A 22,508-nucleotide genomic window follows, 5' to 3' on the forward strand; every position below is an offset into this window, starting at 1 on the left:
AGTCTTTTTGAGAGAAATCTCAGAAAGGCTTTTTGTTTTTTCAGAAATCTTAAGGTGAAATCAGCGTAAAGCATTATCCTCTTTTACATAAAGGAACCAGAGGTCGCTATTTCAGCTGATTTGGCGCTTTTCAGAGTATAAGCGTAACTACAGGGCTTTATTTGCCCGCCAATGCCTAATACTTAGCCGAAATCGGCAAAATAGCGGATCGTAGGCTCCTAAAAAACGCCGATGAGCCGCTTTCGCCAGAAATAGTGGATCATAGTTCCCACTTGCTCAAGACGCACATAGCTCTCCTCACAATGCCCGCCTCTCCTCACGCCATGCCCCAAAAAAAGGAACACACACCTACGTTAAGCAGGGGTATTTTTGTAAATACTGTGAGTAGGTTGTGAAACAGGTCAGTTTTCTGTCATTGCACTTTAGAGTCAACACTTGTCAAAAAGAAAGGAAATGATTATAATCTAGTTAAGGTCAAAGAAAGTCAAAGTCAATCAAAGTCAATTTACTTCTAGCAGTCTGGGAGGATGAATTGATGCGTAACGTATCAGAAATCATTGAGCAGTATTTAAAGCATGTCCTGCAGCAAAGTTCTGAAGGAGCCATCGAGATTCAGCGTAACGATCTGGCCGATCAATTCCAGTGTGTGCCTTCCCAAATCAACTATGTGATCAGTACAAGGTTTACGTTGGAAAAAGGATACCTTGTAGAGAGTAAGCGCGGCGGTGGCGGGTACATTCGCATCCAGAAGATTGAGCTCAAGAGCCATGGATCGATTTTGGATCATATTTTTCGCACGATTCATACACACATAGATCAAGTCACTTCAGAGGGACTCATTTACCAACTGCAGGAAGGGCACTACATTTCAACACGAGAAGCCAACTTGATTCGGGCAGCGATATCCAGAGATGTGTTGACCTTCAAGCTCCCGCTGCGCGATGAAATTCGGGCTAAGATTCTTAAAGCGATGCTGATATCCTTGCTTAGCAGATAAGGAGGCACATGAAATGATTTGTCAGGAATGCGGGAAACGACCGGCGACTCTTCATTTTACGAAGATTGTGAATGGAGACAAGAACGAGTTCCACATTTGTGAGAATTGCGCCCGCGAGAAGGGTGAAATGATTCCTGGAACGTCTGGCGGCTTTTCGATTCATAATCTTTTATCGGGATTGCTTGATTTCGAACCCTCCTCCATCTCGGCGGCGAAGTCCCAGGCTATCCGTTGTGAAAATTGCGGTCTAACGTATTCGCAGTTTAGTAAATTAGGCCGTTTTGGTTGCGGGTCTTGTTATCAAAGCTTTTCGGAAAAGTTAGATCCTCTGTTCAAAAGGGTGCATGGAAACACCGTACACGTGGGGAAAGTCCCCAAACGCAGCGGCGGCATTATCCAATGCAAGCGAGAGATCGATATGCTTAAGAAGGATATGATGACCTGCATTGAAGCGGAAGAGTTCGAACAAGCGGCCAAGATTCGGGATCAGATTCGCGATATTGAGAAGAAAATTGCCGGCTTGTGAGTTTGTAGGGAAGGTGTGAATCCAGTGACACTACAGCGGTTTACAGGAGATGCATTGAGCGAATGGATGAAGGGAGAGGGACCGGAATCGGATATCGTGATCAGCAGCCGAATCCGAATTGCGCGCAACCTTAGAGACTATCCTTATCCAATGCTGGCTACCAATCAACAATCACAAGAAGTACTCGATCAGTTGTCCGGTGTGCTTGAGAACGATGAGCTGGAGACGATCAGTAATTTTTCGCTTATTCCGCTGTCAGACCTTAACGAGCTTGAGCGAATGGTTCTTGTTGAGAAGCATTTAATTAGTCCAAATTTAGCTAACGAATCCAGAAATGGTGCCGTTATTTTAAGCGAAAATGAATCCATCTCCATTATGATCAATGAAGAGGATCATCTTCGCATACAATGCTTATGCCCAGGCTTTCAAATCAAAGAAGTTTGGGACTTGGCGAATCAGATTGATGATATTTTTGAAACCCAGCTGGATTACGGCTATGATGAAAAGAGGGGCTATCTGACAAGCTGCCCCACGAACGTCGGAACCGGCATTCGTGCTTCGGTGATGATGCATTTGCCCGCTTTGGTGCTTAGCCAACAAATTAATCGAATTTTATCCGCTGTTACACAAGTTGGATTGACGGTTAGAGGATTATATGGGGAAGGCAGCGAAGCATTAGGTAATCTGTTCCAAATATCGAATCAGATTACGCTGGGGCAATCCGAAGACGAGATTATTGATAATTTACACAGCGTTGCAAGGCAAATTATAGAGCATGAGCGTGCTGCTAGGCATAAGCTGATGCAAGAGTCCAGAATGCGCATTATTGATCGGGTGAACCGCTCGCTCGGCATTTTGTCCTATGCAGGCATTATAGACTCTAAGGAGGCTGCGCAGCGCCTGTCGGATGTGCGATTAGGCATAGACTTGGGGATTATCAATAATGTTTCATCCAATGTTTTGAATGAACTGCTGGTGATGACGCAGCCCGGCTTCCTTCAACAATTCGCAGGGGAGAAGCTGAATGCGGATGAGCGCGATATGCGCAGAGCTGAGCTGATTCGCGAGAAATTCGGCAGGATTTAACCGCATTAAGATTCATCCTTTAGGTTTTCCATAGATATACTACTTTTGGAGGTGTTCTCTATGATGTTTGGCAGATTTACAGAACGTGCGCAGAAGGTGCTTTCTTTGGCTCAAGAGGAAGCAGTCCGCTTAGGGCATAACAATATTGGTACTGAGCATATTTTGCTGGGTCTTATTCGTGAAGGGGAAGGTATTGCTGCTAAAGCACTCGTTGCTCTGGGCTTAGGTCTTGAGAAAATTCAAGACGAAGTCGAATCCCTAATCGGCAGAGGACAAGAACAACCTACCAACATTGCGTATACGCCTAGAGCGAAAAAGGTCATTGAGCTTTCGATGGATGAAGCTAGGAAACTAGGTCACACGTATGTGGGGACTGAACATATTTTACTTGGACTTATTCGCGAAGGCGAAGGTGTCGCAGCGAGAGTTCTTAACAACTTGGGCGTTTCTTTGAACAAAGCGCGCCAGCAAGTGCTTCAACTGCTAGGCAGCAGCGAGACCGTATCGCCAAGCCACGGCAGTACTCAGAATGTGAACACGCCTACCTTGGATGGGTTAGCAAGGGATCTAACCGCTTACGCCAAAGAGGGTCATCTCGATCCGGTCATTGGGCGCAGCAAAGAGATCGAGCGCGTTATCCAAGTGTTGAGCCGTAGAACCAAGAACAATCCGGTGCTGATCGGTGAGCCTGGGGTTGGTAAAACAGCTATTGCCGAAGGGCTCGCTCAGAAAATCATTAACAATGAAATCCCGGAAACGTTGAAGGATAAAAGGGTTATGACCCTCGACATGGGTTCTGTCGTAGCAGGCACCAAATATCGCGGTGAATTCGAGGACCGCCTCAAAAAAATCATGGACGAAATTCGCCAAGCCGGCAACATCGTACTCTTTATTGATGAGCTGCACACGTTGATCGGTGCTGGCGGTGCGGAAGGCGCCATCGACGCTTCCAACATCCTGAAACCGGCATTAGCGAGAGGCGAGCTGCAGTGCATCGGCGCCACAACGCTGGATGAATATCGCAAATATATCGAAAAGGATGCCGCTCTGGAGCGCCGCTTCCAACCGATCACGGTGGATCAGCCTTCCCCGGAGGAAGCGATCCAAATTCTGTACGGTTTGCGTGACCGCTATGAAGCCCATCACCGCGTGAAAATTACCGATGCAGCGATTCAAGAGGCTGTTAAGCTCTCCGATCGCTACATTACGGACCGATTCCTGCCTGATAAAGCGATTGACTTGATCGATGAAGCGAGCTCTAAAGTAAGGCTTCGTTCTTACACGATACCGCCTTCACTGAAACAGCTTGAGAACAAACTCGAAGATATCCGCAAGGAGAAGGATGCCGCGGTTCAAAGCCAAGAGTTCGAGAAAGCCGCTGGACTTCGCGATACCGAGCAGAAACTTCGGGAAGAGCTGGATACGACGAAAAATGACTGGAAAGAAAAGCAAGGTCGTTTGGACACAGAAGTAACTCCGGACGATATTGCGCAAATCGTGGCAAGCTGGACGGGAATCCCGGTCAGCAAACTGGCGGAAGAAGAGACCGAGCGTCTGCTCAAAATGGAAGACATTCTTCATGAACGTGTCATCGGGCAAGAAGAAGCGGTCAAAGCCGTCAGCCGCGCCATTCGCCGTGCTAGAGCAGGCCTGAAAGATCCGAAGCGTCCTATGGGCTCCTTCATCTTCCTCGGACCTACAGGCGTAGGTAAAACCGAGTTAGCGCGCGCCTTAGCGGAATCGTTATTCGGCGATGATAACGCAGTAGTCCGTATCGATATGTCGGAATACATGGAGAAACATTCGACCTCTCGCTTAGTCGGAGCGCCTCCAGGGTATGTCGGCTACGAAGAAGGCGGTCAACTGACCGAGAAAGTTCGCCGCAAACCATATTCGGTCGTCCTGCTTGATGAGATCGAGAAAGCACATCCGGAAGTTTTCAATATCCTGCTGCAAGTGCTGGAAGACGGCCGTTTGACGGATTCCAAAGGACGTACGGTCGATTTCCGCAATACGTTGATTATTATGACTTCCAACGTAGGTGCAGACACGATTAAGAAAAACTCCTCTCTCGGCTTTACAGCTGCGTTTGATGCAGGTAAAGATTACACCAACATGAGAGATAAAGTGATGGGCGAGCTTAAGAAAAGCTTCCGTCCGGAGTTCCTGAACCGGATCGACGAAATTATCGTCTTCCACTCCCTGGATGAGAAGCATATCGCAGAAATCGTCTCCTTGATGGCGGACGATCTTCGTAAACGCCTGAAAGAGCAAGAGGTTGACTTCTTGCTGACGGATAAAGCGAAAGCGTTCCTTGCCAAAGAAGGGTATGACCCGACTTACGGCGCAAGACCGCTCCGCAGAGCCATTCAGAAGCATATTGAGGACCGCTTGTCTGAGGAGCTTCTCAAAGGCAATATTGCCAAAGGCGACTCCTTAACGATTGATGAGAATGAAGGCGAGCTTGTTGTTCTGAAGGGCGAAGGCGTAGCCGCTAAATAATGCAAAGCAAAGAAGCATTTTGCTGCATCCGGTCCGGGTGCGGCGAAATGCTTTTTATTTGCAGATGACCTTTCATGGGCTTCGTAAAAATGGTAAACTTTATTGGTAAGGATAGCCAAATATTGAATTGTAAGATGTAAGGAGTCATTTACGCCATGAGTAAACAGAAAACGAAATTTTGCTGTCAAGAATGTGGCTATGAATCGCCGAAATGGATGGGCAAATGTCCCGGGTGTCAATCTTGGAATACGATGGTGGAAGAAATTGAAACGGTTGTGCGTACAAAGGGCATGAATTCTTCTACCCCCCGCACGAAAGAAAAACCGACCCCCATCATACATATAGAAAGTAGCCCTGAGCCTAGGGTCGTGACCAGCAACAAGGAATTGAACCGCGTCTTAGGCGGAGGTATCGTGCCTGGATCTTTGATTCTCGTTGGCGGGGATCCGGGAATCGGGAAGTCAACGTTACTGCTTCAAACCTCTTTCGAGCTTACGCAAGCACACCAGAAAGTGCTCTATATATCGGGGGAAGAATCCGTCAAGCAAACGAAACTTCGCGCGGATCGTTTGAATGCAGCATCTCCGCTGCTCTACGTGCTTTGTGAAACGAACCTTGAGTTAATTGAAGAAGCGATTCAAGAGATTGAACCGGATTTCTTGGTCATTGACTCTATTCAGACAGTCTATCATCCTGCGATTACCTCCGCCCCGGGAACCGTTTCGCAAGTTCGGGAATGTACGGGTCATTTTATGAGAATAGCTAAAGGCAAAGGGATTGCAACGGTCCTTGTCGGTCACGTGACGAAGGAAGGCGCCATTGCGGGACCTAGGATGCTGGAGCACATGGTGGATTGCGTGCTTTATTTCGAAGGCGAGCGGCATCATTCGTATCGTGTACTCCGCGCAGTCAAGAATCGGTTCGGGTCCACGAATGAAATCGGTATTTTTGAGATGCAAGAAGCCGGGTTGGTCGAAGTAAGCAATCCCTCGGAATTGTTCCTGTCTGAGCGACCGCTCGGCGTTGCCGGTTCTACGGTGGTTGCCAGTATGGAAGGAACGCGTCCCGTTCTGGTGGAGATTCAAGCGCTGGTATCCTCGACGAATTTTCCTTCTCCCAGAAGAATGGCGACTGGCGTTGATCATAATCGGCTCTCTCTGATCATTGCCGTCTTGGAGAAACGAATGGGCATGTTCCTTCAGAATCAAGATGCCTACCTGAACGTGGCCGGCGGCGTCAAGCTTGATGAACCTGCGGTCGATTTGGCGATTGCGATCAGCATCGCATCCAGCTTCCGCGATCATGCAACGAGACCATTTGACGTCGTGTTCGGTGAAATCGGGTTAACGGGAGAAGTCCGGGGTGTGTCCCGGATCGATCAACGTGTGAAAGAAGCGGAGAAATTAGGATTCCGCAGAGTGATTATGCCGGAGAAAAGTTTGAAGGGTTGGACGCACCCGCCCGGTATGGAGATTATCGGAGTGAATACAGTGTCCGAAGCATTGAAAGCGGCACTGGAGTAGCTCTTGAATCATTCAACCTGCAAGCCTTCAGGAGGAAATTATGAGTAAAGAAGAGATAAAGCGAGACGTTATGAGCCAACTGCTGCAAATGGTAGCGCCCGGCACATCGTTCCGCGACGGTTTGGAGAATGTTCTGCGCGCCAAAACAGGCGGACTTATCGTTGTTGGATACAGTACGGAAGTAAGGGAAATCGTCGACGGAGGCTTTTCGATCGATTGTGAGTTTTCCCCCAATTATTTATATGAGCTTGCCAAAATGGACGGAGCGATTATCCTCAGCGAGGATATCAAGCGCATTCTTTATGCGAACACACAATTAATTCCCGATTCCTCGATCGCCTCTTCGGAAACCGGAATCCGGCACCGGACAGCCGAACGTGTGGCGAAGCAGACGAATAAATTGGTGGTCTCCATTTCACAGCGGCGCAATGTGATTACCCTTTATCAAGGCAACTTGCGCTACGCGCTCAAAGATATCGGGGTCATCTTGACGAAAGCCAATCAGGCTATCCAGACGTTGGAACGGTACAAAGTGGTATTGGATCAGTCGCTTACCAATCTAAGCGCGTCGGAGTTCGAGGAGTTAGTTACGCTGCATGATGTCACCAATGTCATTGCGCGTTTCGAAATGGTGCTGCGCATTAAGGCGGAAATCAACCGGTACATCAACGAGTTGGGGAATGAAGGCCGCTTAATTAGCATGCAGCTTGAAGAACTTGTCGGCAATGCGGAACTTGAAGCGCGTTTGCTCGTAAAAGATTATGTAAGGGAATTATCGGAAGACCGCGTGAAGGAAATGCAAGCAGGCCTCAAACGCTTGTCTTCGGATGAACTGCTGGAGCCTCATCAAATCATTCGATTACTCGGCTATCCTCATACAAATTCTATCGTTGAAGAACCGGTTTCTCCTCGCGGATTCCGGATTCTTGGGAAGATACCGCGGCTTCCCTCAATCATTATTGCGAACCTTGTGGAGAAATTTGGCTACCTTCCGCACATGATGATGGCGACGATTGAAGAATTGGATGAAGTTGACGGTATCGGAGAAGTAAGGGCCCGGGCGATCAAAGAAGGTCTCAAAAGAATTCAAGAACAAGTCTTCATTGACAGACATATTTAAAGTGGATACAATCATAAAGTATCATTGTTGAGGTTTTATAAAGTCAAGTTTAGGGCATAGTAAATCCAGAGGTGGACAAAAACATATGTTAACGAAATCAATTCCCAGCCTTTTTACAGTAGGGAACTTATTCCTAGGTGTTCTGTCGATTATTCTCGCTTTCAGTGGCGAACATGGTATCGCAGCTGTACTTGTCATTGTCGCAATGTTGCTTGACGGACTTGACGGTCGTGTAGCCCGGGCATTGAACGCGCAGAGTGAATTTGGTAAAGAGCTAGATTCGCTGTCCGATGTTATTTCTTTCGGTGTAGCGCCTGCCTTTATCATGTACGTTGTAGCTTTTAATAATCCGAGTGTGATTAGTCCGGCATTTGCTTGGATCGTCACGGCGATCTTCCCTATTTGCGGAGCGCTTCGTTTGGCTCGCTTCAATGTTGTTGCAGGTACGCCTGGTTACTTCATCGGCTTGCCGATTCCGGCTGCAGGTGGCGTGCTTTGTACATTAGCGTTGTTTGTGAACGAAATTAACGTGTATGTGCTCTTAGTAAGTACAGTCCTGTTGTCGTACTTAATGGTAAGTACGGTAAAATACCCGAACTTCAAGAAAGCGGGTATTCCCAAAGCGGCAATCTGGATTACACCGGTTATTGTTGCCGTAGCCATCCTGATTGCGATCAAATGGCCGGAGTCCATTTCCAAAATGATCTTCGTACCGCTTTTACTGTACGCACTCTATGGCTTAAAAAAAAACGTTGATGGTTTCTTCATCCGCATCCGCAGAAAGAACAAGAACAAAAGACGCGGCGTAGAGGATCCAAATTCCGTGAAATCCGACGTGTAACAGCAAACTTCAAAAATAAAAAGCATTTATTTTCTTCTGACGATTCAGAGAAAATAAATGCTTTTTTTTGTTCATCTTCATTTTCATGACATGTTGAATAGTCCAAGAGTCGTACATTTCTTTGATTCATTTTCCACAACTTGCTCCAAATTTACATCAAGAATGTTGCTTAGTGCGGACATATAAAAAAGATTTCTGCCCAGTTCACTGCTGACAACCTCGATGCACTGCTCACATAAGTGACCGGATACATGGGTGCCAAGCACATCTTTAGCTTCATTCAACGTCATCTCGGGATGGTATTCCTGCTTCGCTGCGTGAACCTGAATACATCCACATTCGGTAATGGATTTCACCACGGAACGATTAGCGGCTGCGCCTGACTGTTGAAATTTGGATAAGACGTCAAGCAGACTTCGGTGACGGAGCAATAATTCGGATACTTGATCTTGAAACTGCTTTAAAGTCAAGGAGCTCATTCCATCCACCTCTGGTAGGTTGGTAACTTCCAATTTCATTATAATGGAAGGCCTCTAATATTTCAATTTTACATGTAAAGAAGTGATTAACGATGGATAAATTGGAACATAATTGTAATGGAGCTTTATTAATAAGTTGATGCAGGAGGTGAATCTATGATGAGGAAATGGGTACAGTTCATTTTGGCCATCATGGGTGGTAGTTTAGGTTTTGGATGGAGTGAGGCGATCCTTCGAACGACAGGTTTTATGAACGAGTCAGGAAAAGCAATTGCCATCAATAGTTTATGCGCGTTAGCTATGTTCATTCTTTCAGCATGGGTTGCAGGTAAAGGGATGAAGCTGCTTGTCAGAGGGGAAAGGAATGTTGCGGACATTCCGGTGTCCGATCTGCTCTCAGGTACATTAGGACTAGTAATTGGACTGCTTATATCGGTATTGGTGTTTCCTGTGCTGGAGCAGGTGAAGTGGGCAAGCCCTATTTTACCCTTCGTCGTTTCCGGAGTTTTAGCGGTTATGGGGTTTCGTATCGGTTACAGCAAGCGGGAAGAGTTGGTGCAGATCATAGCGATGAGCCGGTCAACCGCTCCGGAGAAGCAGACGCATCGGCCTTACGAGGAACATAAGATTCTTGACACAAGTGTTATTATTGACGGGCGTATCGCGGATATTTGCAAAACAGGGTTTATCGAGGGGACTCTCGTTATACCGGAGTTCGTCCTGGAGGAGCTGCAGCATATTGCGGATTCTTCCGATTTGCTGAAGCGCAACCGCGGTCGGCGGGGGCTCGATATTTTAAACAAAATTCAAAAGGAACTCGAAGTGAAAGTGCTGATTTATGAAGGCGATTTCGAAGAGATATCCGAAGTAGACAGTAAATTGGTGCGTCTGGCCAAGGTGCTGCAAGGGAAGGTCATCACGAACGATTTCAACCTGAATAAAGTATGCGAGCTTCAAGGTGTCTCGGTGCTGAATATCAACGATTTGGCGAATGCTGTGAAGCCTGTTGTCCTGCCGGGGGAAGAAATTATTGTTCAAGTCATTAAAGACGGCAAAGAGCATGGACAAGGTGTCGCTTATCTGGACGACGGTACGATGATTGTGGTGGAAGGCGGACGTGAATTCATAGGGATGACCCTTGAAGTGATGGTGACCAGTGTTCTTCAAACTTCAGCCGGCCGGATGATTTTCGCTAAACCGAAACTATTGGAAAAAGCGCAATAAAACCAGTATGATAAGGAGATGTAACGCAGAAAGCTTTCGTACGGAAAGCGCTTAGTTGGAGGGCTTATGGGGAAGCTAGGGGTTATCATCGTGGCGGCGGGCAAAGGCTCGCGCATGGGAACGGCGGAAAGCAAACAATATTTACAACTGGGACAGAAGCCTATTCTCGTACATACGTTGCAATTATTTCAAAACATACATGAAGTGAATGAAATCATTTTAGTTGTTGGCGGAAATGACGTAGAGCGCTGTACAGGCTATGTGCAGAGCTATGCGCTTTCCAAGGTCACTCATGTGCTGGCAGGTGGGGCGGAGCGTCAAGATTCCGTCAGACGAGGCCTGGAAGCCCTGGAACGGGACACCGAGTGGGTGCTCGTTCATGACGGTGTTCGTCCTTTTGTCAAAAGAGAACATGTGTTCGAATGTCTGGCAATGGCGAAAGATCGGAACGCAGCCGTGTTGGCTGTACCTGTGAAGGATACGATCAAAATCGTAGATACCGAGAAGCGAATACAATCTACACCGGATAGAAGAAGCTTGTGGGCCATCCAAACCCCGCAAGCTTTTCGACTTTCCCTTCTCCAGGAGGCGCATGATCGTGCGTCTCAGGATGATTTCATGGGGACGGACGACGCTATGCTGGTGGAGCGGACAGGAACGACGGTGCATGTTGTCGAAGGGGACTATTACAATATTAAGATTACAACACCGGAAGATCTGCCATGGGCAGAATGGATATTACAGAATGTAAGGGGAGAGGGACAACAATGATTCGCGTAGGACAAGGATTTGATGTTCATCAGTTAGTGGAAGGCCGCAAGTGTATTATTGGAGGCGTGACGATTCCGTATGAGAAGGGACTGTTAGGCCACTCCGATGCCGATGTGCTCCTGCATGCGGTTACCGATGCGATTCTAGGCGCTCTGGGTTTAGGCGATATCGGGAAGCATTTCCCGGATACGGCTGCGGAATTCAAGGATGCGGACAGCTTGGTTTTGTTGAAACATGTGTGGCAGTTGGCTAAGGATAGAGGATACCGACTGGGGAATGCAGATTCCACGATTATTGCCCAGAAGCCCAAAATGGCTCCGTATATTCCGAAAATGGTGGAAATTATCGCTGAGGCATTGGAAGCTGCACCGGACCAAATCAATGTGAAAGCGACAACGACCGAACAGCTTGGATTTACGGGCCGCGGCGAAGGAATTGCCGCGCAAACGGTTGTTTGTTTAATTCGAGATGTGCTAGAATAGCAGGTATTATTGGGGAGAAGAGGGTACAGTCATGAACCAACCTTTACGTGTGCGCTATGCACCTAGTCCAACCGGACATTTACATATTGGCGGTGCTCGTACGGCACTGTTTGATTATTTATTGGCACGCCGCCATGGCGGAGCGTTCGTTGTGCGTTTTGAAGATACCGATCAAACCCGCCATAAAGAATCCGGAATCGAAGATCAATTGAACGGCCTGAGATGGCTCGGATTAGAGTGGGATGAGAGCGTAGATATCGGGGGGCCATATGGTCCTTACCGTCAAATGGAAAGACTGGATATTTACAAAACCCACCTGGATCAACTGATTCAAAGCGGGCATGCGTATCCGTGTTATTGTTCGGAAGCTGACTTGGAGCAGGAGCGGGCAGATCAGGAAGCGCGCGGCGAAATGGGCGGCTACTCCGGCAAGTGTCGTCACTTGACGGCTGAGCAGATTGCCGCATACGAAGCTGAGGGCCGCAAGCCTTCGACAAGATTCCGTGTGCCGGCAGACCGCATCATTGGCTTCGAGGACAAGGTTCGCGAGCATGTCGAGTTTGAATCGAACGGGATCGGCGACTTTATTATCGCGCGTCCTGACGGGATTCCGACGTACAATTTTGCTGTCATTGTGGATGATCACATGATGAAAATCAACTTGGTTATCCGCGGTGAGGAACATCTGTCTAACACGCCTAGACAAATCCTCATGTATGAGGCTCTAGGCATGCCGATTCCGGAATTCGCCCATTTGGCGTTGATTCTGAATCCGGACCGGAAGAAAATGAGCAAACGGGATGAGTCGATCATCCAGTTTATCGAACAGTACCGGGAGTTAGGTTACTTGCCGGAAGCTGTTGTGAATTTCATCGCTCTGCTGGGATGGTCTCCTGGTGGCGAAGAAGAAATGTTTACAAAGGAAGAATTGATTGCCCAGTTTGACCTCGATCGCGTATCGAAGAGTCCAGCTGTGTTTGATATGGATAAATTGAACTGGATGAACAACGCCTATTTGAAAAAGGCTCCGCTCTCCCGTGTCGTCGAGCTGTGCGTGCCTCATCTGCAAAAAGCCGGATACATCGAGCCGCATTTGGATGAAGCGGGCCAGGCTTGGGTAACGGCTCTAGTAGGCTTGAATCAAGAGAGAATGCGCTTCGCGGCGGAAATTGTCGAGTTGTCGGGTATTTTCTTCAAAGAGGAACTGGTGATCGACGAGGAAGCGGCGGCTGTGCTGAAAGAAGAGCATGTTCCGGTTGTATTGTCCAGCTTCTTGGGGCAAGTTGAGGGGGCCGAAGCTTTCACGGTAGAGGCGATCCCGGCGTTGCTGAAACAAGTGCAGAAGGATACGGGCTACAAAGGGAAGCAATTGTTCATGTCGATCCGTTCTGCATTGACAGGACAAGTGCATGGACCTGACCTCAATGTGTCTTTGTACCTGCTTGGAAAAGAAAAAGTCGCTTCACGTCTACGGAACTTGTTGTAATACAGGGCTCTTTTCGCTATACTTAGTTCAATAAGGAACGCAATGATCAGGAGAGTACGTTTATTTAGGGATTTATCAGAGAGGATAATCGGAGCCGTCAGGCTTTGGCTGTGAGTTATCCATTCCCTCTAATCGGAAATGCACCTGGGAGCTGCCGCGCCGAATACTCGGATACACGAGTAGGGTAGGCGCAGCCGAAATGCCCACGTTACGGGTTTTTGAGTTGGGAGACTTCCGAGTCACCAAGCAGAGTGGAACCGCGATTAATCACGCCTCTGCAGCCATATGGCTGCGGGGGCTTTTTTTATACAAAGGAGTACTGATTTCCTACTAAGAAGGTGAGAGCATGTGGCAAACGATCAAATCTGACATTTCCGCCGTATTCGATAACGACCCGGCTGCACGCAGCTGGTTTGAGGTTGCGTTTACGTACTCAGGCCTTCATGCGATTTGGGCGCATCGTATCGGTCATTGGTTCTACAAACGGAATATGTTTACCGTCGCGCGTATCGTCTCGCAATGGAGCCGTTTCATGACAGGTATTGAGATTCATCCAGGGGCTACGATCGGTAAAAGGCTGTTTATTGACCATGGGATGGGAGTCGTGATCGGGGAAACGTGCGAAATCGGCGACGATGTTATTTTGTATCAAGGGGTAACTTTGGGTGGAACAGGGAAAGAGAAAGGAAAGAGACACCCAACAATTGGCAATAATGTAGTTGTCGGATCGGGCGCCAAAATTTTAGGCTCCTTCCTTGTTGGCGAGAATTCACGGATTGGCTCCAATGCGGTCGTCATCCGAGAGGTTCCTTCGAACAGTACAGTTGTAACGATGCCTGCTAAGCTTGTGAAGCGGGATGGCATACGTGTGAATCGTTTGGACCACGGCAATTTGCCGGATCCCATTGTCGATATATTCCAGGAAATGCAGCAGCAAATTAACGAATTGAGAAGACAGTTAGAACAAGAACGGGTTAAGAATGGAGGAGCGAGAGAACATGACGCTCAGAATGTATAATACGTTAACACGCAAGAAGGAAGAATTCGTACCCCTTGAACCGGGAAAAGTGAAAATGTACGTATGCGGTCCAACCGTATATAACTATATCCACATCGGGAACGGCCGGCCGGTCATTTTCTTCGATGTCGTACGGCGCTTTTTAGAGTCCCAGAATTATGAAGTCACTTATATTACAAATTTTACCGACGTAGATGATAAAATGATTCGCAAAGCCGAGGAAATGGCCACGACCGTCCCGGAATTAGCGGAAACCTTTATCGCCGCTTTCTTGGAAGATATCCAAGCGTTGGGCGTTCATGAAGCGACGCTCAATCCGCGTGTAACGGAGAACATTCAGGAAATCATCGATTTCATCGCTGCTCTCGTGGAGAAAGACTATGCCTACGAGGCACGCGGCGACGTGTATTACCGGACGACTAAATTTGCCGAGTACGGCAAGCTTTCCCAGCAAAATTTGGAGGAGCTCCAGTACGGCATTCGCATTGAAGTGGACGACCGCAAAGAGAATCCGCAGGATTTTGTTCTTTGGAAAGCGGCGAAACCGGGAGAAATCTATTGGGACAGTCCTTGGGGCCAAGGCCGCCCGGGCTGGCATATCGAGTGCTCTGCCATGGTGCGCAAATATTTAGGCGAAACGATTGATATCCACGGCGGCGGACAAGATTTGACGTTCCCGCATCATGAGTGCGAGATTGCCCAAACGGAAGCGGTAACCGGCCATCCAATGGCGAATTACTGGCTTCATAATGCTTTCTTGAACATCGATAATGAAAAAATGTCCAAATCGCTGGGGAACGGCATACTGATCCGCGATCTTGTGAAGCAAATTAAGCCGGAAGTGTTCCGCTTCTTCATGTTGTCGGCTCATTACCGCAATCCGCTGAATTTCAGCGACGAGAGCTTGAAGCAGGCGGCCAATGCGTTGGAACGCATTCAAAATGCAAATGACAACCTGAAGCATCGGCTGGCTACGGCATCCGTTGCAAGTGAAGTGGAAGCAGATCTTAAAGATCGCGTAGCTGCGATTGCCAATCAGTTCGTCGAGAAAATGAATGACGACTTCAACACCCCGGATGCGATTACAGCCGTGTTCGATCTGGTTGCAGAAGCGAACTTGTATCTGCAGCAGGAGCGGGTGAATGCCGCCGCGCTACAGGTATTCCTGGATCAGCTGCAAGTCTTCGATCAGACCTTGGGTATATTGTCCAAGCAAGCGGATGAACTCCTGGATGAAGAGATTGAGAACTTGATCGTCGAGCGGACGGAAGCGCGGAAGTCCAAAAACTGGGCGCGTGCGGACGAAATCCGTGACCTGCTCACAGAGAAAGGGATATTCCTTGAGGACACGCCGCAAGGAATTCGTTGGCGCCGCAAATGAGTGAGACTTTTACGGATTCTGCAAACCTGTTTGTTTTCCCGCCGTCCAAAAGCCCTCATTTGCTGAACCCGCTTGTACTTGCTTATATCGGGGATGCGGTTTATGAGGTCTACATTCGACAATATGTGATATCTGGCGGAAATCATCGGCCGAATCATTTGCATAAAGCATCCACCGGCTATGTTTCAGCGAAGGCGCAATCCAAAGTTCTGGAAGCTTTGATGCCGATGCTGACGGAAGAAGAGACAGATATCGTGAAGCGCGGACGCAATGCCAAATCAGGAACGACAGCCAAAAACGCGGATGTGCTGGAATACCGGCACAGCACCGCGTTTGAGTGCTTAATCGGATATTTGTATTATAAACAATCCTTTGAACGTTTGAAGGAAATATTGGACTTTACCATTGCTTACAAGAATAAATCCTAGCTTACGCCAGGGTAAGCTTTGTTTGAAATTAGCGAATTTTAGGAGGAAATAGGATGGAAGAAGAATATATTGGCGGGAAGCACTCCGTTCTGGAGGCTATTCGTGCCGGTCGAACGATTAACAAAATTTGGATTGCTGAGAATGCGCAGAAGCAATTCGCGGGGCCAATCGTAGCGGAAGCGAAGAATTTGGGGATTCTCGTTCAATTTACAGACAAGCGCAAGCTTGACCAAATGGTGGAAGGGCTTCAGCATCAAGGCGTCATCGCGCAGGTGGCAGCTTATGAGTATGTGGAAGTGGAGGATATACTTGCGAAAGCCGAAGCGCTTGGACAAGATCCCTTTATTCTGATTCTCGATGAAATTGAAGATCCGCATAACCTGGGCTCGATCCTGCGGACAGCGGACTGCACCGGGGTGCATGGTGTCATTATTCCTAAAAGACGCTCCGTAGGACTTACGGCTACGGTTTCCAAAACCTCAGCTGGGGCTGTAGAGTATGTGCCTGTTGCCCGGGTAACGAACATTGCTCAGACGATTGAACAGCTCAAAGAGAAAGGCGTTTGGGTTGCAGGAACAGACGTGACCGCAGCACAAGATGTCTACAAAGCTAACTTCAATATGCCTATAGCCCTTGTTATCGGCAATGAAGGCAAAGGTGTGGGAAGGTTAATTAAGGAGAGATGTGACTTCTTAGTTAAGCTGCCTATGGCGGGACATGTCAATTCTTTGAATGCCTCTGTCGCCGCGGGTGTCTTGATGTACGAGGCGGTTCGCCAACGCAACAAGAGTTAACAGCGGATGGAAGAGTTTCTGATCGTAGACGGCTACAATATCATTGGGGCTTGGCCTGAACTGAGTAAGCTGAAAGACACTGACTTGGAAGGTGCCCGGGATAAGTTGATTCATATGCTGGCTGAATATCAATCTTACTCGGGCATGAAAGTATACCTGGTTTTTGACGCTTATATGGTACCTGGACTTGGGAAGAAATATGTACAGAGCAAGCTGAACGTGCTCTACACCAAAGAGAAGGAAACCGCGGATGAACGGATCGAACGCTTGGTTACGAATCTGATGGGAAGACGCAAGCAGATCTATGTGGCCACTTCCGATATGATTGAGCAGCATGTTATTTTCGGTAAAGGAGCTCTTCGATTGCCGGCAGGCGAACTTCTCATCAAAATCAAACAGAATCGCAAAGAGGTCCGGGAACGTATTCATCCTGAAACGACAACAAAGCGCAATCCGTTCGAAGGTAAGTTGAGCAGTGAGATCAAGGCGCAGTTTGAGCGGTGGCGAAGAGGAGAGTAAATTATCCAAATGCTAGAAATGGTGGGAGTCCCCGTTGACGTTGTGAGATTTCATCATGTATACTTAACCTAAACTTTTAATGTGAATCTGGGTAGTCCTGCAGGCCGGAGGGATTGTTGGTGAGTGTCGACCTCAAAGAACTGAGAATGTATGATTATGACCTCAAGCCAGATGAAGACATTGTCGAGGCAGTCCGTGAAGGCAGTAGCGAAGCGTTGGAATACCTTATCAATAAATATAAGAACTTTGTGCGTGCCAAAGCACGTTCTTATTTTTTGATAGGTGCAGACCGAGAAGATATTGTGCAGGAAGGCATGATAGGTTTATATAAATCTATCCGCGACTTCCGAGGAGACAAGCTTGCTTCATTCAAAGCCTTTGCTGAACTGTGCATTACCCGACAGATCATCACGGCGATTAAGACAGCAACGCGTCAGAAGCACATTCCTCTTAATTCCTACGTGTCACTGGACAAGCCAATCTATGATGAAGATTCTGATCGTACGCTGCTTGACGTCATTAGCGGTTCCAGGGTCACAGATCCTGAGGAGCTTGTGATCAATCAAGAAGAATTTACGGGTCTTGAAGATAAAATGGGAGAAATATTGAGCGACTTGGAACGTAGGGTGCTTATGCTCTATCTTGATGGAAGATCTTACCAAGAAATAGCGGTAGATCTGGATCGTCATGTCAAGTCTATTGATAATGCTCTTCAACGTGTGAAACGCAAGCTTGAACGTTATTTGGAAGTTAGAGATTTGTAGTATATGCCCGCGCTGCCTTGAATGATCTTGGCGCCGCGGGCGTTTTCTTTGAACGAGGTTTATTATCGTGCCGGAGCGTCTATACTGATGATACTCTCGCATTTGTGAGACTTCTGCCTTGACACTCCGTTGCGGGTTGTGATAAAGTAGTTCAGGTAGCCCTAAAAGTCGCTTTCTTTTTGACGCGCTTCGAAGGGCTTTAATTAGAACGTGTCTGTAGGAGGTGTACATCATGCGGGTCATCATCACATTAGCGTGCACAAATTGCAAACAAAGAAACTATGCATCCACTAAAAATAAGCGCAACAATCCCGACCGTATTGAGTTGAAGAAATATTGCAAATTTTGCAATGAACATACTGCTCATCGCGAGACTAGGTAGTTCTTTGGAGGTGTAGTTTGTGGGGTTCTTGGCTAGAATGAGACAAAGCTTCGGTTCCACTTTTTCCTTCTTCACCGACAGTTGGACAGAACTCAAAAAGGTCAAGTGGCCAAGTCGCAAAGAGATGACTACCTACACACTTGTTGTGTTGGGTACCGTAGCTTTTGTTGCTATTTATTTCTTTGTGCTGGATCTTGGAATTTCTGAGTTGCTGCGCCTTGTTTTTAAATAAACAGGACTATAGGTGAATTTATTCATGGAAAAAAGATGGTACGTCGTACATACCTATTCAGGGTATGAGAACAAAGTGAAAGCCAACCTGGAGAAACGTGTTGAGTCCATGGAAATGACGGACAAGATCTTCCGTGTGCTTGTGCCTATGGAAGAGGAGCTGGTAAACAAAGACGGCAAGAAAAAAGTCGTCATGCGTAAAGTTTATCCAGGCTATGTTCTCGTGGAAATGATTCAAACGGACGACTCTTGGTACGTAGTACGTAATACGCCAGGAGTTACTGGATTCGTAGGTTCTACGGGATCCGGCTCTAAACCGACTGCATTATTACCTGAGGAAGTTGAATCTATTTTGAAGCATATGGGGATGGAAGAGCCGAAGGCCAAAATCGACTTCGAACTCAAAGAAACCGTACGCGTCAAGGTGGGACCTTTCGCAAACTTTGTCGGATCTGTTGAAGAAATTGTGGCTGACAAGGGTAAACTTAAGGTGCATGTCAACATGTTTGGTAGGGAAACCCCGCTTGAGCTCGATTTCGACCAAGTGGAAAAGCTATAACACAAGACAACCAAGGGTTTCTACCAGGTCTATTCCTCGGGATAGACCTTCACTAGTGGGATCTATATTATAAACAGGAGGTGTCTATCATGGCAAAAAAGGTTATTAAAATCGTCAAGCTTCAAGTTCAAGCTGCGAAAGCAAATCCAGCACCACCGATCGGTCCAGCATTGGGTCAAGCAGGTGTGAACATCATGGCTTTCTGTAAAGAGTTTAACGCTCGTACTGCTGATCAAGTAGGCCTTATCATTCCGGTTGAGATCACAGTATTCGAGGATCGTTCCTTTACATTCATCACAAAAACGCCTCCGGCTGCAGTTCTTCTTCGCGTCGTTGCTGGTATCGAAAAAGGATCCGGTGAACCAAACAAAAAGAAAGTTGCAACTGTGAAACGTGCAAAAGTTCGCGAAATCGCAGAACAAAAAATGCCTGACCTGAATGCTGCATCCGTTGAGGCTGCTATGCGTATGGTTGAAGGTACAGCTCGCAGCATGGGAATCACTATCGAAGATTAATTCCGCAAGGAATGCGATTGTGCGAGCCTCGGCTTGCGAAGAAGTTTTCTAGGAAAACTTTGAAGTCGCTCGGTGGGAGGATTATCCGCTAATACCACTAAGGAGGATTTAGATTATGCCTAAACACGGTAAAAAATACCGCGAAGTATCTCAGCTTGTAAATGCTGAAACTTTGTACGATCCGTCAGAAGCAATCGAGCTTGTTAAGAAAACAGCTCCTGCTAAATTTGATGAAACTGTAGATGTTGCAGTTCGTCTGGGTGTAGACCCAAGAAAACAAGATCAGGCTGTTCGTGGTGTAGTAGTACTTCCACACGGTACTGGTAAAACAAAACGTGTACTTGTATTTGCCAAAGGCGAGAAAGCGAAAGAAGCTGAAGCAGCTGGTGCAGATTTTGTTGGTGATGCTGACATGATCAACAAAATTCAACAAGGTTGGTTCGAGTTCGACGTTTGCGTAGCTACTCCAGACATGATGAGCGAAGTTGGTAAACTGGGTCGTATCCTCGGGGGTAAAGGTTTGATGCCGAACCCTAAAGCAGGAACAGTTACTTTCGACGTAACGAAAGCTGTTCAGGAGATCAAAGCTGGTAAAATCGAATACCGTCTTGACAAAGCAGGACAAATCCATGCTCCGCTTGGTAAAGTATCTTTCGATGCAGACAAGTTGAACGAAAACTTCAAAGCATTGGTTGATGCGCTTGTTAGAGCGAAACCGGCAGCTGCTAAAGGTGTTTACCTGAAAAACATTGCTGTATCCTCGACAATGGGACCAAGTGTTCGAGTAAACGTAAGCTCCTTCAGATAAGTAATAGCTTCCAGTTGACTTCGGTTGCTGGTCGTGATACTCTATCAAAGGTCATAAAAATGAATATGCAAACCGTAGACAGTAGGTGCCGAGTGCTTAATTTCCTACCGAGGTGTTATGATATATATAACGATTTCTTTGAACGTCAGGGAAAAAGTGAACACATCATGCCTTCGTAGCGTCTACGAAGGCATTTCTTATTCATATAAGGAATGCTGATGCTCCTACTGTTTGTGATATTGAAACATAAATGCATAAGAAGTGAGGTGTACTATGGCAAACGCGAAAATTCTTGCAGAGAAACAATTAGCAGTAGCTGAAGTGACTGAAAAGTTTAAAGCTAGCGCTTCTACAATCATTGCTGACTACCGCGGTTTGAACGTAGCTCAAGTAACTCAGCTGCGTAAAACCCTGCGTGAAGCTGGTATTGAATTCGTAGTTCTCAAGAACTCGTTGGCTAGACGCGCATCGGCAAATGCTGAACTAAGCGCATTGGATGAGTACCTAACAGGTCCAACCGCTATTGCTTTCAGCAAAGACGATCTAGTTGCTCCGGCGAAAATCTTGACTGAATTTGCGAAAAAGAATGATCAATTGAGCGTAAAAGGTGGCGTGGTCGAAGGCCGCGTAGTTGGATACGATCAAATTAAAGCACTTGCTGAACTTCCATCCAGAGATGGTCTTCTCTCCATGTTGCTTAGCGTTCTTCAAGCTCCAGTTCGTAACTTTGCACTTGCTGTTAAAGCAGTTGCTGAGAAAAAAGAAGCTGAAGGTCAAGCTTAATTTCAGTGTACGAAACGTTTTACAACAACAAACTAATTTATTAATGATAATGGAGGTTTAACCATGAGCACAAATGCAACGATCCTAGAAGCAATCAAAGGCATGACAATCTTGGAATTGAACGACCTGGTTAAAGCAATTGAAGAAGAGTTTGGCGTAACAGCAGCAGCTCCAGTAGCAGCTGGCGGTGGCGCAGCAGTAGCAGTTGAAGAAGCTCAAACTGAGTTTGATGTTATCTTGACTAGCGCTGGTGCTTCCAAAATCAACGTAATCAAAGTAGTTCGCGAAATCACAGGTCTTGGCCTGAAAGAAGCGAAAGACCTGGTTGACGGCGCTCCAAAACCAATCAAAGAAAAAGTTAGCTCCGAAGAAGCAGAAGCTGTTAAAGCTAAGCTTACAGAAGCTGGCGCATCTGTTGAAGTTAAGTAATTTCATTTTCAGGAAACCTCTTGAAGCTTGCCTTCAAGAGGTTTTTTTACCTAAGCTTTTACCCTTAGGAAAGCCTTAGGAACGCTCGCAGTTATTTGATTTTCCTAAAGGTAAAAAAGAGGAGGGAATCTTAACGTGTCAGAGCATTATTATACGCAGCGTCCCACGGTAAAGCGTGATGTCAACGAGGCGCAAGAGGAGCTGCGCGGTAAAAAATACACATTCCTGACGGATGCCGGCGTTTTTTCGAAAAAGGGTGTGGATTATGGAAGTAAGCACTTGATTGAAACGATGCAGCTGAAAGAGGATGCCAAAGTCCTTGATGTTGGGTGCGGCTACGGACCTATAGGTCTTACTGCAGCGTCGATGTGTCCTAAGGGGCATGTGACAATGGTCGACATTAATGAGAGAGCTGTCGAGCTGAGTGCGGAAAATGCGCGGCGCAACGGGATTGCCAATGTGTCAATCTTGCAAAGCGATTTATTGGAGCAGGTGAAGGAGCAGCGTTTTGACGTGGTGCTCACCAATCCTCCGATCCGTGCGGGGAAAGAAGTCGTACACCGCATTTTTACGGATGCCTATGATTGTCTGGTTGAAGGCGGCTCGATCTGGGTTGTCATACAGAAAAAACAAGGCGCGCCATCAGCGATGAAAAAACTAGAGTCGCTGTACCGTGAAGTTGTTGAGGTATCCAAAGACAAAGGATACAAAATACTCAAAGCAACAAAGTAGATCAGGCTTCCCGAGCGGAGGACCTATTTGCTAGCAATAATCGTGGAAATTTGTTTGACTTGACATTTCACATGTGGTATTATTAAAAAATGTCAGTATTAAGATGGGACACATGTCTTTAGTTAACA

Annotated in this window: 26 protein-coding genes and 1 other annotated feature; of the genes, 25 read left to right on the forward strand and 1 reads right to left on the reverse strand. The window is 47.1% G+C overall.

Annotated elements, in window-relative coordinates; genetic code table 11:
- Positions 1–535 precede the first annotated feature (535 nt).
- The 7 genes from GC097_RS10865 to pssA all read left to right on the forward strand — a co-directional run bounded on the left by GC097_RS10865 (position 536) and on the right by pssA (position 8,595).
- Positions 536–997 carry a CtsR family transcriptional regulator gene (locus tag GC097_RS10865; RefSeq protein WP_167067774.1) on the forward strand — a complete coding sequence of 154 codons (462 nt, stop codon included), beginning with the start codon at positions 536–538 and terminating at the stop codon, positions 995–997.
- 13 nt (positions 998–1,010) lie between these two features.
- Positions 1,011–1,523 carry a protein-arginine kinase activator protein McsA gene (gene mcsA / locus GC097_RS10870; protein WP_171683359.1) on the forward strand — a complete coding sequence of 171 codons (513 nt, stop codon included), beginning with the start codon at positions 1,011–1,013 and terminating at the stop codon, positions 1,521–1,523.
- 66 nt (positions 1,524–1,589) lie between these two features.
- Positions 1,590–2,609: a protein-arginine kinase McsB gene (gene mcsB, locus GC097_RS10875; RefSeq protein ID WP_216625731.1), complete on the forward strand. Its 1,020-nt coding sequence runs from the start codon at positions 1,590–1,592 to the stop codon at positions 2,607–2,609.
- A gap of 60 nt (positions 2,610–2,669) precedes the next feature.
- Positions 2,670–5,111, forward strand: a complete 2,442-nt coding sequence (clpC, locus tag GC097_RS10880; RefSeq protein WP_171683361.1) for an ATP-dependent protease ATP-binding subunit ClpC — start codon at positions 2,670–2,672, stop codon at positions 5,109–5,111.
- A 155-nt stretch (positions 5,112–5,266) separates the two neighbouring features.
- Positions 5,267–6,634, forward strand: coding sequence for a DNA repair protein RadA (gene radA, locus GC097_RS10885; RefSeq protein ID WP_171683362.1), 1,368 nt, complete (start codon positions 5,267–5,269; stop codon positions 6,632–6,634).
- Positions 6,635–6,674: 40 nt separating this feature from the next.
- Positions 6,675–7,754 (forward strand): DNA integrity scanning diadenylate cyclase DisA, encoded by a 1,080-nt coding sequence (gene disA / locus GC097_RS10890; RefSeq protein ID WP_171683363.1) that lies wholly within the window; start codon positions 6,675–6,677, stop codon positions 7,752–7,754.
- Positions 7,755–7,839: 85 nt separating this feature from the next.
- Positions 7,840–8,595: a CDP-diacylglycerol--serine O-phosphatidyltransferase gene (gene pssA, locus GC097_RS10895; RefSeq protein WP_171683364.1), complete on the forward strand. Its 756-nt coding sequence runs from the start codon at positions 7,840–7,842 to the stop codon at positions 8,593–8,595.
- Positions 8,596–8,678: 83 nt separating this feature from the next.
- On the opposite strand, the gene GC097_RS10900 is transcribed toward pssA, so the two are convergent.
- Positions 8,679–9,074 carry a DUF1573 domain-containing protein gene (locus GC097_RS10900; RefSeq protein ID WP_171683398.1) on the reverse strand — a complete coding sequence of 132 codons (396 nt, stop codon included), beginning with the start codon at positions 9,072–9,074 and terminating at the stop codon, positions 8,679–8,681.
- 156 nt (positions 9,075–9,230) lie between these two features.
- Here GC097_RS10900 and GC097_RS10905 point away from each other — a divergent pair, with 156 nt between their 5' ends.
- The 18 genes from GC097_RS10905 to GC097_RS10990 all read left to right on the forward strand — a co-directional run bounded on the left by GC097_RS10905 (position 9,231) and on the right by GC097_RS10990 (position 22,380).
- Entirely contained in the window at positions 9,231–10,298 is a 1,068-nt protein-coding gene (locus GC097_RS10905; protein ID WP_171683365.1) for a PIN/TRAM domain-containing protein, read from the forward strand.
- A 66-nt stretch (positions 10,299–10,364) separates the two neighbouring features.
- Entirely contained in the window at positions 10,365–11,069 is a 705-nt protein-coding gene (gene ispD, locus GC097_RS10910) for a 2-C-methyl-D-erythritol 4-phosphate cytidylyltransferase (protein WP_171683366.1), read from the forward strand.
- Complete coding sequence (ispF, locus tag GC097_RS10915) at positions 11,066–11,551, forward strand: 2-C-methyl-D-erythritol 2,4-cyclodiphosphate synthase (protein ID WP_171683367.1); 486 nt, start codon at positions 11,066–11,068, stop codon at positions 11,549–11,551. Before ispD ends, ispF begins: the two co-directional genes overlap by 4 nt.
- A gap of 31 nt (positions 11,552–11,582) precedes the next feature.
- A complete protein-coding gene (gene gltX, locus GC097_RS10920; protein ID WP_171683368.1) occupies positions 11,583–13,037 on the forward strand; it encodes a glutamate--tRNA ligase in 1,455 nt (484 codons plus the stop codon).
- A 346-nt stretch (positions 13,038–13,383) separates the two neighbouring features.
- The gene (gene cysE, locus GC097_RS10925; protein WP_171683369.1) at positions 13,384–14,055 is read left to right on the forward strand and encodes a serine O-acetyltransferase; all 672 of its coding nucleotides are present in this window, start codon (positions 13,384–13,386) and stop codon (positions 14,053–14,055) included.
- Positions 14,036–15,436, forward strand: a complete 1,401-nt coding sequence (cysS, locus tag GC097_RS10930; RefSeq protein WP_171683370.1) for a cysteine--tRNA ligase — start codon at positions 14,036–14,038, stop codon at positions 15,434–15,436. Before cysE ends, cysS begins: the two co-directional genes overlap by 20 nt.
- Positions 15,433–15,864, forward strand: a complete 432-nt coding sequence (locus GC097_RS10935; protein WP_171683371.1) for a Mini-ribonuclease 3 — start codon at positions 15,433–15,435, stop codon at positions 15,862–15,864. Before cysS ends, GC097_RS10935 begins: the two co-directional genes overlap by 4 nt.
- A gap of 53 nt (positions 15,865–15,917) precedes the next feature.
- Complete coding sequence (gene rlmB / locus GC097_RS10940) at positions 15,918–16,658, forward strand: 23S rRNA (guanosine(2251)-2'-O)-methyltransferase RlmB (protein ID WP_171683372.1); 741 nt, start codon at positions 15,918–15,920, stop codon at positions 16,656–16,658.
- A gap of 6 nt (positions 16,659–16,664) precedes the next feature.
- The gene (locus tag GC097_RS10945) at positions 16,665–17,177 is read left to right on the forward strand and encodes an NYN domain-containing protein (protein WP_171683373.1); all 513 of its coding nucleotides are present in this window, start codon (positions 16,665–16,667) and stop codon (positions 17,175–17,177) included.
- A 119-nt stretch (positions 17,178–17,296) separates the two neighbouring features.
- Complete coding sequence (gene sigH / locus GC097_RS10950) at positions 17,297–17,941, forward strand: RNA polymerase sporulation sigma factor SigH (protein ID WP_028557511.1); 645 nt, start codon at positions 17,297–17,299, stop codon at positions 17,939–17,941.
- Between the two features lie 232 nt (positions 17,942–18,173).
- The gene (gene rpmG, locus GC097_RS10955) at positions 18,174–18,323 is read left to right on the forward strand and encodes a 50S ribosomal protein L33 (protein ID WP_079418041.1); all 150 of its coding nucleotides are present in this window, start codon (positions 18,174–18,176) and stop codon (positions 18,321–18,323) included.
- A 19-nt stretch (positions 18,324–18,342) separates the two neighbouring features.
- Positions 18,343–18,555, forward strand: coding sequence for a preprotein translocase subunit SecE (gene secE / locus GC097_RS10960; RefSeq protein WP_167067728.1), 213 nt, complete (start codon positions 18,343–18,345; stop codon positions 18,553–18,555).
- Positions 18,556–18,579: 24 nt separating this feature from the next.
- Positions 18,580–19,113, forward strand: a complete 534-nt coding sequence (gene nusG / locus GC097_RS10965) for a transcription termination/antitermination protein NusG (RefSeq protein WP_126144113.1) — start codon at positions 18,580–18,582, stop codon at positions 19,111–19,113.
- 89 nt (positions 19,114–19,202) lie between these two features.
- Entirely contained in the window at positions 19,203–19,628 is a 426-nt protein-coding gene (rplK, locus tag GC097_RS10970) for a 50S ribosomal protein L11 (RefSeq protein WP_029196472.1), read from the forward strand.
- Positions 19,629–19,743: 115 nt separating this feature from the next.
- Positions 19,744–20,436 (forward strand): 50S ribosomal protein L1, encoded by a 693-nt coding sequence (rplA, locus tag GC097_RS10975; protein WP_127457551.1) that lies wholly within the window; start codon positions 19,744–19,746, stop codon positions 20,434–20,436.
- 54 nt (positions 20,437–20,490) lie between these two features.
- Positions 20,491–20,643, forward strand: a sequence feature (ribosomal protein L10 leader region).
- Between the two features lie 66 nt (positions 20,644–20,709).
- Positions 20,710–21,219 carry a 50S ribosomal protein L10 gene (gene rplJ, locus GC097_RS10980; protein ID WP_171683374.1) on the forward strand — a complete coding sequence of 170 codons (510 nt, stop codon included), beginning with the start codon at positions 20,710–20,712 and terminating at the stop codon, positions 21,217–21,219.
- 63 nt (positions 21,220–21,282) lie between these two features.
- Positions 21,283–21,648, forward strand: coding sequence for a 50S ribosomal protein L7/L12 (gene rplL, locus GC097_RS10985; RefSeq protein WP_171683375.1), 366 nt, complete (start codon positions 21,283–21,285; stop codon positions 21,646–21,648).
- A gap of 135 nt (positions 21,649–21,783) precedes the next feature.
- Positions 21,784–22,380 carry a class I SAM-dependent methyltransferase gene (locus GC097_RS10990; protein WP_171683376.1) on the forward strand — a complete coding sequence of 199 codons (597 nt, stop codon included), beginning with the start codon at positions 21,784–21,786 and terminating at the stop codon, positions 22,378–22,380.
- Positions 22,381–22,508: the final 128 nt, after the last annotated feature.

The organism is Paenibacillus planticolens (assembly GCF_013141725.1).
GTDB classification, from domain to species: domain Bacteria; phylum Bacillota; class Bacilli; order Paenibacillales; family NBRC-103111; genus Paenibacillus_E; species Paenibacillus_E planticolens.

Coding starts and splice junctions, on each gene's coding strand:
- GC097_RS10865 (WP_167067774.1), top strand. CDS start 536: ATGCGTAACGTATCAGAAATCATTGAGCAGTATTTAAAGCATGTCCTG.
- mcsA (WP_171683359.1), top strand. CDS start 1,011: ATGATTTGTCAGGAATGCGGGAAACGACCGGCGACTCTTCATTTTACG.
- mcsB (WP_216625731.1), top strand. CDS start 1,590: ATGAAGGGAGAGGGACCGGAATCGGATATCGTGATCAGCAGCCGAATC.
- clpC (WP_171683361.1), top strand. CDS start 2,670: ATGATGTTTGGCAGATTTACAGAACGTGCGCAGAAGGTGCTTTCTTTG.
- radA (WP_171683362.1), top strand. CDS start 5,267: ATGAGTAAACAGAAAACGAAATTTTGCTGTCAAGAATGTGGCTATGAA.
- disA (WP_171683363.1), top strand. CDS start 6,675: ATGAGTAAAGAAGAGATAAAGCGAGACGTTATGAGCCAACTGCTGCAA.
- pssA (WP_171683364.1), top strand. CDS start 7,840: ATGTTAACGAAATCAATTCCCAGCCTTTTTACAGTAGGGAACTTATTC.
- GC097_RS10900 (WP_171683398.1), bottom strand. CDS start 9,074: ATGAGCTCCTTGACTTTAAAGCAGTTTCAAGATCAAGTATCCGAATTA.
- GC097_RS10905 (WP_171683365.1), top strand. CDS start 9,231: ATGATGAGGAAATGGGTACAGTTCATTTTGGCCATCATGGGTGGTAGT.
- ispD (WP_171683366.1), top strand. CDS start 10,365: ATGGGGAAGCTAGGGGTTATCATCGTGGCGGCGGGCAAAGGCTCGCGC.
- ispF (WP_171683367.1), top strand. CDS start 11,066: ATGATTCGCGTAGGACAAGGATTTGATGTTCATCAGTTAGTGGAAGGC.
- gltX (WP_171683368.1), top strand. CDS start 11,583: ATGAACCAACCTTTACGTGTGCGCTATGCACCTAGTCCAACCGGACAT.
- cysE (WP_171683369.1), top strand. CDS start 13,384: ATGTGGCAAACGATCAAATCTGACATTTCCGCCGTATTCGATAACGAC.
- cysS (WP_171683370.1), top strand. CDS start 14,036: ATGACGCTCAGAATGTATAATACGTTAACACGCAAGAAGGAAGAATTC.
- GC097_RS10935 (WP_171683371.1), top strand. CDS start 15,433: ATGAGTGAGACTTTTACGGATTCTGCAAACCTGTTTGTTTTCCCGCCG.
- rlmB (WP_171683372.1), top strand. CDS start 15,918: ATGGAAGAAGAATATATTGGCGGGAAGCACTCCGTTCTGGAGGCTATT.
- GC097_RS10945 (WP_171683373.1), top strand. CDS start 16,665: ATGGAAGAGTTTCTGATCGTAGACGGCTACAATATCATTGGGGCTTGG.
- rpmG (WP_079418041.1), top strand. CDS start 18,174: ATGCGGGTCATCATCACATTAGCGTGCACAAATTGCAAACAAAGAAAC.
- nusG (WP_126144113.1), top strand. CDS start 18,580: ATGGAAAAAAGATGGTACGTCGTACATACCTATTCAGGGTATGAGAAC.
- rplK (WP_029196472.1), top strand. CDS start 19,203: ATGGCAAAAAAGGTTATTAAAATCGTCAAGCTTCAAGTTCAAGCTGCG.
- rplA (WP_127457551.1), top strand. CDS start 19,744: ATGCCTAAACACGGTAAAAAATACCGCGAAGTATCTCAGCTTGTAAAT.
- rplJ (WP_171683374.1), top strand. CDS start 20,710: ATGGCAAACGCGAAAATTCTTGCAGAGAAACAATTAGCAGTAGCTGAA.
- rplL (WP_171683375.1), top strand. CDS start 21,283: ATGAGCACAAATGCAACGATCCTAGAAGCAATCAAAGGCATGACAATC.